The 460-nt window shown below is 47.6% G+C and carries 1 pseudogene; it reads left to right on the top strand.

From position 1 onward, the window contains the following. Window positions 1-70: 70 nt before the first annotated feature. A pseudogene (locus AAEY98_RS22160) lies at window positions 71-460 on the top strand (transposase); the annotation flags it as partial.

Genomic DNA, 460 nt, shown 5'->3' with positions numbered 1-460 from the left:
TAATCCCCCCTAAAAATAGTAGATTTCAAAAGTAGAATTTTCTCGTAATATATACGCAGGGAGATTCTGCATGAAAACATCAAAATTTAGCGACAGCCAAATCCTAGCAATCCTTAAACAAGCCGAAGCTGGCACCCCAGTTCCGGGGCTTTGCCGTGAGCATGGCATGAGCTCTGCGACCTTCTACAAATGGCGCGCCAAATTCGGTGGCATGGACGCTTCTATGATGGCGCGATTGAAGGAGTTAGAGGCTGAGAATTCACGACTCAAAAAAATGTATGCCGAAGAGCGACTCAAAGCTGAAATACTCAAAGAGGCCATCGAAAAAAAGTGGTAAAGCCGTCGCGGCGGCGGGAGCTGGCGCAAAAGGCGGTGCAAGATAAAGCCATTTCGATCGCATTTGCGTGTGCCTTGTTTGGACTCAGTGAGAGCTGTTATCGCTATCAGGCAAAACTCAGTG

The organism is Shewanella sp. AC91-MNA-CIBAN-0169 (assembly GCF_040310165.1).
GTDB lineage: Bacteria > Pseudomonadota > Gammaproteobacteria > Enterobacterales > Shewanellaceae > Shewanella.
The sequence above is the reverse complement of the archived record's forward strand: the minus strand, read 5'-3'. Positions and strand labels throughout refer to the sequence as shown.